This is a genomic window from Nocardia sp. NPDC058499 (assembly GCF_042719915.1).
Classification (GTDB): Bacteria; Actinomycetota; Actinomycetes; order Mycobacteriales; family Mycobacteriaceae; genus Nocardia.
This window is the reverse complement of sequence record NZ_JBHXMZ010000004.1, coordinates 504,329-511,905: the sequence shown is the minus strand read 5'-3', so window position 1 is coordinate 511,905 and position 7,577 is coordinate 504,329. Positions and strand designations below refer to the sequence as shown.

Below are 7,577 nucleotides of genomic sequence, written 5' to 3'. Positions count from 1 at the left end.
CCGTAACCTCGCTTCCGGAACGCACGCGTGCGCTTCCCGTCACCACCTGGTCGCGACGCGCACCGCCCGTTGCGCGATGTCCGCTGTTCCAGGTCCACTTCTTGTTCGATCAGGCAGAAATGTCCATCGGAAGTATCCGTTTATCGGGCCGAGGACGTTACATCGGACGCCCGGTACCACTGAGCACCTCCGGTGCCGTGGGACACCGTGTACCCGCACCCGCGCGCCGACTCCTGACCACCGATCCAATCTACCGTCGTACCGGCGCCACACCAACCGCGTTACGCAGGTGCAGGCCGGGGCCGCGCGAGGGGCGCCGGCGTGCTCGGGCAGGCCCCGCAGTGGGCACTCGCCGCGGACTCATCCGGGACTATCCGGTGAGGTGGGCACGGTCACGTGCCGGGTCGTAAAGGTGGGATTGCGCACAGGCCGCACCCGGGTTCAGTGCCCGGCCCACCAGGATCACCGCCGCCTGCCGCAGCCCGGCCGCCTCGACCTGATCGGCGATATCGGCAAGGGTGCCGCGCAGCACGGTCTGCTCCGGCTGACTGGCCCGGTACACCACCGCGACCGGACAGCCGGGCCCGTAGTCCTCGGCCAGCTCCGCCGCCAGCTCCCGGGTCCGGGTGACAGCCAGATGCAGGGCCAGCGTGGCACCGGTCCGGGCGAAACCGGACAGCGCCTCGGAATCCGGCATCGCCGTCGAACGGGCCTGCATCCGGGTCAGCACCACCGACTGCACGACCTCGGGAACCGTCAGCTCCGTGCCCAGCAATGCGGCCGCGGCCGCATACGCGGGAACTCCCGGGGTGATATCCCACGGCACCCCCGCGGCGTCGAGCCGGCGCGTCTGCTCGGTGAGCGCGGAGTAAAGGGAGGTATCACCGGAGCACAACCGAGCCACATCCAGCCCGGCCGCGGTCGCCCGCACCAGATGCCCGATGATCTCGTCGAGGTCCAGCCGCTGGGTATCGATCAGCGCGGTCCCGGGCGCACAGTGCGCGATCACCTCGGGGTCCAGGTAGGTCCCCGGGTACAGGCATACCGGGCACCGCCGCAGCAGCTCCACCGCACGCACGGTCAGCAGATCTGCGGCGCCGGGCCCCGCCCCGATGAAGTGCACGGTCATGGGACGAGCATAGGTCCGGCGCCCTCTGCCCCCTCAGCCCCGCCCACGCACGCCGAGCCTCCGAGGCGGCCCGCCCCGGACTCGTTCGACGCAGCGTCCGGTTCGGCGCCGGATTCGGTCGCCCGTAGGACGGTCTGCCCGTGGGCACCGCGGTCCGGTACCGGTCGAGCACCGACCCGAACATTGGGGCTCACCTCGGCGGACAGCAGCGAAATCCCGGCCGCGCTCGCCTCGGGTCGGTTCGGCGGCAATGCCGGATCCGTTGCCACCGGCCGTGCACCGGAAGTCCGTGTGATGGCCGGAGTAACGCCGAAACGGTTCGCCGCATCCGCGCGACGCACGTGCGGGTACACCGTCGCAATCAGGGGCTGCGCCGTGATCACCGGCGACAGCCTCGGGTGGACGACGCCCGGCTCAGCCGACGGCGTCGAAGAAGGCGATGACCTTTACCGGCTGTACCCGCACCAGGAGTTCACCGGGCACACCGTTGCGGCGGCCGAACTCGTCGGCGCGGGCCGTACCCATATAACGGCCACCGATCGCTGTCGCCGTCCGCAACAATTCGGCCGGGTCCTCGGACAGGGTGACCGTGCCCTGGATCTGCACCGCCGCGTAGGGCGGCTCCTCGAGGTCCACCACCAGCGCGACCCGCGGGTCACGCTGCAACGCCTTTCCCTTCGCGGTGTTCTTGCCGGTGTTGAACACGATTTCGTCCCCGTCGAGCAGGAACCAGACCGGGGTCACCACTGGACGCCCGTCACCGGCGGTGAACGCCACCTTGGCGGTACGGGTTCCGTAGCTGAGGAATTCACGCACCTTGGGATCGGAAAGCGAGGCCATGCGGACCAGCCTAAGATGCCGCGTCCACTGTCGAGGCATGTCTCGCGGCGCGGCGTGCCGCTGCCGGCACCGCGATGTCACACCCGGGTTGCCCGCGTCGTCGACCAGGTACCCGCCGGGATACACCGGCCGCAGAGAGATGGTGTGAGATGGACGTCGCTTATTACCTCGTCGGAACGCTGACCGCCCTATGGGTCGGGTTCTCGGGCTACTCGCTGTTCTCGAAACAGCAATTCGTCGTCGAACCGCTCGAGCAGTACGGTGTGCCGCGGTCGTGGTGGAACTGGCTGGCGCTGGCCAAAACCGCCGGAGCGCTGGGATTGCTCATCGGCTTCGCGCTCCCGGCGCTCGGCGTCGCCGCCGCCGTCGGCCTGATCCTCTACTTCCTCGGCGCCACCGCGACGGCGCTGCGCGCACGCTCGTACAAGACCTCGGTGTTCCCGCTGCTGTACCTGCTTCCGGTCGTCGCGACTCTGGTCCTCCAACTGGCTCGGTAGTCGGCGCAGACCAGGAACCCGGATCGGCCGGTCCGAACCCGCGCCGATCATCGCGCGGCGGTAAACGCGCACCGCGCTACCGGCACAGCCGCGGCCGGGGGCCACGATAAGACGGACACCGAACCGCCGGCCGGCGCACCCAGGCCGGTGGCCGCGGCGGACAACCGTTCTCACTGACCGGACAGCGACCGAACCAACCGCGCCGAATTGCCGATACGGCAGCCTCGTACCGGCGATACTCCGAATAGCCCTGTGGGTCGGGGCTGCAGCGTGAGGAGTGGGCGATGAGCGTGGCGGACGGTGCGGAACAGGCCGACGGGAACTCACCACCGGAACGGGGTGGGTTGCGGCGGGTGGTCGCCGCATCCATGGCCGGGACCGTGGTCGAGTGGTACGAGTTCTTCCTCTACGGCACCGCCGCGACATTGGTGTTCAGCAAGGTCTTCTTCCCGGAATCCGACAGCGAACTCGACGCGATCCTGAAAGCGTTCCTTACTTATGCGGTCGGGTTCGCGGCCCGGCCGCTCGGCGGCATCGTCTTCGGGCACTTCGGCGACAAGTACGGCCGGAAGCGACTACTGCAATTCAGCCTGATCCTGGTGGGTGCGGCCACCTTCTTGATGGGCTGCCTGCCCACCTACGGCCAGATCGGCTACCTGGCGCCCGCCCTCCTGGTCGTCCTGCGCTTCCTCCAGGGTTTCGCGGTCGGCGGGGAATGGGGTGGCGCCGTCCTGCTGGTGGCCGAGCACAGCCCGGACAAGAGCCGCGGTTTCTGGGCGAGCTGGCCGCAGTCCGGTGTACCCGGCGGCAATCTGCTGGCGACGGTAGTCCTGCTGGTACTCACCACCGTCCTGTCCGAGGACGATTTCCTGTCCTGGGGCTGGCGGATAGCGTTCTGGTTGTCCGCGGTGGTGGTCCTGATCGGCTACTACATCCGCACCAAGGTCACCGATGCACCGATTTTCACCGCGGCGCGGAAGGAAGCCGAACAGGTGAGGACCTCGTCCTTCAGTGCGGTCGAGGTCCTGAAACGGTATCCGCGCGGCGTGCTCACCGCGATGGGCCTGCGCTTCGGCGAAAACATCATGTACTACCTGGTCGTCACCTTCACCATCACCTATCTGAAGGTCCAGCACGATATGGCGACCGACGACATCCTGTGGTGGCTGCTGGCTGCCCACGCCGTGCATTTCGCGGTGATCCCGCTGATCGGCGCACTCACCGACCGGATCGGCCGGCGTCCGGTCTACCTGGCGGGCACGATCGCGGCGGGCCTGTGGGGTTTCATCGCCTTCCCGATGATGGACACCGGCAACGGCTGGATCATCACCGCGGCAATTATCCTCGGCCTCGTCGCGCACGGCTTCATGTACGCACCCCAGCCGGCGATCATGGCGGAAATGTTCCCGACCCGGATGCGCTATTCCGGCGTATCCCTCGGCTACCAGGTCACCTCGATCGTCGCGGGTTCGCTGGCTCCGGTGATCGCGGTCAAACTCCTGGACACTTTCGGCTCCCCGGTCCCGATCGCCATCTACCTGGCAGGGGCCGCCGCGGTTACCGCAGTTGCGGTGTTGGTGGCGCGGGAAACCAAGGGTTTCGACCTGGCCGATATCGACCGAGCCGACGCGGTCCGTGACACCACGACAACCGTCCGGCTCTGACAACGAGGAACCACAACCGCTGTCAGACGGAGGCGCCGACGCCTGATTATCCGGTCGTTCGCTCAGCTCTGGATCGATCCCGCGATATTGGTGTTGTGCACCGAGCAGACCCACCAGGTCCGGTCGCGCCGGAGCAGGACCCAGGTGCCTCGGTTGGCGAGCGAGAACTCTGCGGTGTGCAGGGTTTGCTCGACGTTGACAATTGCGTGCTCAGGTGTCAGGAGGCGCAGCGCGAGCAGTTCGAAACGGGCCCGCGCGTCGGGGCTGTCACCGAGACGAGCGCGATGGTAGCCGTGTAGCTCATCCCATCCCCGGAAAATCGCGCCCGCCGGCGTGATGAAGACGACGTCTTCGGTGAACACCCCATCGAACGCCGCCGCGTCCTTCGCCTCCAACGCCGATTCGAGTTGCCGGAAAAGGGTGTCGATCTCAGCGGTCGTCGCCGCGTCGACACCGGATATTCCAGCTCTGGGGCGGCCACCGACCGAGGCGTGCTCGAAAGAACTCACTTCTCGCACGCTACGCGGCCCGAATGGGTAGTACTCTTCTATGTAGATAACTTCTACATAGATTACCTCTACACATTGGAGGCCGGGTGGCTGGTTTCGTCGGACGACAACGTGAACTGGATATGCTCGGCAGTCGGCTGCGCCGCGTCACCGAGTCTGCGTCCGGGATCGCAGTGGCGATCCGCGGGCGACGGCAGGTGGGCAAGTCGAGGCTGGTACAGGAGTTCTGCGACCAGTCCGCGGTGCCGTATCTCTACTTCACCGCAACCAAAGGCGCCGCACCTGCGGAATCCCTGGCGGGCTTGTTGCGCGAACTGCGCGAATCCTCGCTGATTACCGACCCAGAACTGGTGCCCGAACAGATCGGTTCATGGGCGGACGGATTCCGGGCCATTGCGGGAGCTCTACCGAATGGTCCGTCGGTGGTGGTGATCGACGAGGTTCCCTGGCTGACCGAGCAGGACCAGAGTTTCGACGGGGTCCTGCAAACCGCTTGGGACCGGATGTTGTCGCGACATCCGGTGCTGTTGCTGCTCTTGGGCAGCGACCTGCACATGATGGAACGCCTCACCGCCTACGATCGCCCGTTCTACGGCAGAGCGGACAACTTCGTTCTCGGGCCCCTCAACCCGGTGGAGATCGCGGACGCCACCGGACTCGGCGCGGCGGACGCGCTCGATGCGCACCTGATCACCGGCGGACTGCCGGGAATTCTGCGGAGTTGGCCGCGCGGCCGTAGCCCGCTGGAGTTCCTCGAGGAGGAATGTGCAGATCCAGCGGCGCCGCTGTTCAGCGTGCCGGAGTCGGCACTGCTGGCCGAGTTTCCGGCGCCGGACCAAACACGCCGCGTGCTGGAGTCGGTCGGCGGCGGTGACCGAACCCACGCCAATATCGCGGCAGCGGCCGGTGGCAGCGCCGGCCCGATTGCCTCCGGGAGCCTGTCGCCGATTTTACGGCGACTGACCGTCGACAAACGAGTGCTCGCTATCGATGAGCCATTGTCGATCCGACCCGGCAAACCGGCCTTGTACCGGGTCACCGACAGCAATCTTCGGCTGTACCTTGCGGTATTGCGTGCCGCGCAGGACCTTTCGCGCCGGGGGCGGTCCGCAGGCGCGTTCCGGCTGATCGAACGGCGATGGACCACCTGGCGGGGGCGGGCTGTCGAACCGCTGATCCGCGAATCGCTGGGACTTGCCGCGCTCAGCGGCCGCTTGCCGTGGCAGTCCGTGGAGACTGTTGGCGGCTGGTGGAATCGACGTTTCGACCCCGAGGTGGACCTGGTAGGCGCCGATCGCGGACCGGTCGCGAATCGGATCGAGTTCGTCGGCTCGGTGAAATGGCTCGGTACATCCTTCGATCGGCGTGATCTCGTGACGCTGCGAAAGTCCGCCGGTGAGGTGCCAGGGTACGAGCCGGGCGTATCGGGGTTGGTCGTGGTCAGCCGGTCAGGGATTGCCGCGGATGCCCGCGACGCGGGGGCGGATCTGATTTGGGGCCCGGACGAGGTCCTTTCCGTCTGGAGGTAGTCCTGGCCGCACGGCGATGAACGGGCGAGCAAGGCTGTCACGCACTTGTCGGTCGATGCTGCCATGATCACGCGCTGAGGTGAACAGAAGGCCAGCAAAGACCGATATGTCGACTCAGGAGGATCGCGGTGTTCACGATCAATGTGCGCCCCGAAGAATGGACAGGGCCGGATCGTATATTGGCAGTAGTCGAACTGCCCGTCGCGGGCCGACGATTCGCGATGGCGTCGGCCGTCGGAACCGCAAACGATCTGGACTGGGCAATCCTATTTGCAGATGGCTATCGGTTCGAAAGGATCAGGGAATTAACCGTCAAGGGTGAAGGTGTCATCCACACCCGAGTAGGTCGGTTGCCCGATAGCAGTGTCTGCATCCAGTATTCCGGGTGGGATCTGGAAGTTGCGGCCCTGAGGGTAGGCAAGCTATTCGGTCCAGGCGGAGACGATCTCAGCTTCCGGTCGAGCATGCAGGACTGGATCGACAACGGCTGCACGGGAGGGCTTCATGACTTGGACCGAGTCTATATGGAGCTGAGACCATACCTCGAAGAATAGGAAGCCCCCAAGCCTCGGCCACCCGACATCGGCATCGGCCATGCGAACGCCGACGATGCACCGGCGCGGGACAATTCAGAACGTCGAGAAGTCAACACCCTGGTCAGGGTCTACCGGCCGACGGCACCCGCGTCGCTCAATCCGGGAGTGAGCCGGTCGATACGGCGAGGGCCATCGAGCGCAGCACGGGCAGGGTATCGAATCAGCACCCGAGCTGCAGAACTTGCCGCAGCTTTCGGTGTGCGGGCGCCACGTATCGTGGCTGGGAATGTGCCGACGTGGAGCACCTCGGGACTGCGAGTACCTGCCTGGACGTGGAAGCCGGCAATCAAAGTCGGCGCCGGATTCGGCCGCCTTCCTGCCGCCGAGCAGGACGGCGCACTCGCGATCGTGATCGTGCTCGGGAATCTCTTTCGGACCGGGGCGGTCAAGGCTGCTGTCATCTACGTGCTCTGCTTCATTGCCATCGGCTATCCGCTGGTCTTTCTTGCCGCCTATAGCGGGACTTCGAGCGCAGTGGTGCTGCCGGTGTTACTCGCGTGCTACGTGTTCGGTTACCTGCTCATGTCTGCGCTGCGGCTCCGGCGGATCATCTATCGCGTCGACCACAGAGTGGCCGAGGTGATGGGGCGTCCGGTCGTGGACTCGATGATGGACCACGAAATCCGCAACGCACACTTGATCCCCGGTTTCCTGCGGCTCTACTTCGCCCTGTACAGCCCGACGCTGGCGCAGCGCGTGCGACGTCTCGACGCCGCTTTCGGACCGCGCCGTATCGCCGCGTAGCTGGTTCGCCGGGCCCGGACAGCGCAAGCACGCCGTTCAAAGGGTTGCCGACGGCGGAGGAGGCCGCTG

At 66.3% G+C, this 7,577-nt stretch carries 8 protein-coding genes; 5 read left to right on the top strand and 3 right to left on the bottom strand.

What is annotated here, in order from left to right; genetic code table 11:
- Positions 1-370: 370 nt before the first annotated feature.
- Both cobM and ACFWPH_RS16060 read right to left on the bottom strand, forming a co-directional pair.
- Positions 371-1,129: a precorrin-4 C(11)-methyltransferase gene (gene cobM, locus ACFWPH_RS16065; RefSeq protein WP_378751591.1), complete on the bottom strand. Its 759-nt coding sequence runs from the start codon at positions 1,127-1,129 to the stop codon at positions 371-373.
- A 414-nt stretch (positions 1,130-1,543) separates the two neighbouring features.
- Positions 1,544-1,969, bottom strand: a complete 426-nt coding sequence (locus tag ACFWPH_RS16060; protein WP_378751589.1) for a PPOX class F420-dependent oxidoreductase — start codon at positions 1,967-1,969, stop codon at positions 1,544-1,546.
- A gap of 149 nt (positions 1,970-2,118) precedes the next feature.
- Between ACFWPH_RS16060 and ACFWPH_RS16055 the strand changes: the two genes are divergently transcribed.
- Positions 2,119-2,466, top strand: coding sequence for a DoxX family protein (locus ACFWPH_RS16055; protein WP_378751587.1), 348 nt, complete (start codon positions 2,119-2,121; stop codon positions 2,464-2,466).
- 284 nt (positions 2,467-2,750) lie between these two features.
- Positions 2,751-4,130, top strand: a complete 1,380-nt coding sequence (locus tag ACFWPH_RS16050) for an MFS transporter (RefSeq protein WP_378751585.1) — start codon at positions 2,751-2,753, stop codon at positions 4,128-4,130.
- Positions 4,131-4,192: 62 nt separating this feature from the next.
- On the opposite strand, the gene ACFWPH_RS16045 is transcribed toward ACFWPH_RS16050, so the two are convergent.
- Positions 4,193-4,639: a YybH family protein gene (locus tag ACFWPH_RS16045; RefSeq protein WP_378751583.1), complete on the bottom strand. Its 447-nt coding sequence runs from the start codon at positions 4,637-4,639 to the stop codon at positions 4,193-4,195.
- Positions 4,640-4,725: 86 nt separating this feature from the next.
- Between ACFWPH_RS16045 and ACFWPH_RS16040 the strand changes: the two genes are divergently transcribed.
- The 3 genes from ACFWPH_RS16040 to ACFWPH_RS16030 all read left to right on the top strand — a co-directional run bounded on the left by ACFWPH_RS16040 (position 4,726) and on the right by ACFWPH_RS16030 (position 7,508).
- Positions 4,726-6,168, top strand: a complete 1,443-nt coding sequence (locus ACFWPH_RS16040; protein WP_378751581.1) for an ATP-binding protein — start codon at positions 4,726-4,728, stop codon at positions 6,166-6,168.
- 128 nt (positions 6,169-6,296) lie between these two features.
- Positions 6,297-6,722, top strand: a complete 426-nt coding sequence (locus tag ACFWPH_RS16035; protein WP_378751579.1) for a hypothetical protein — start codon at positions 6,297-6,299, stop codon at positions 6,720-6,722.
- A gap of 270 nt (positions 6,723-6,992) precedes the next feature.
- A complete protein-coding gene (locus tag ACFWPH_RS16030; RefSeq protein ID WP_378751577.1) occupies positions 6,993-7,508 on the top strand; it encodes a hypothetical protein in 516 nt (171 codons plus the stop codon).
- Positions 7,509-7,577 lie beyond the last annotated feature (69 nt).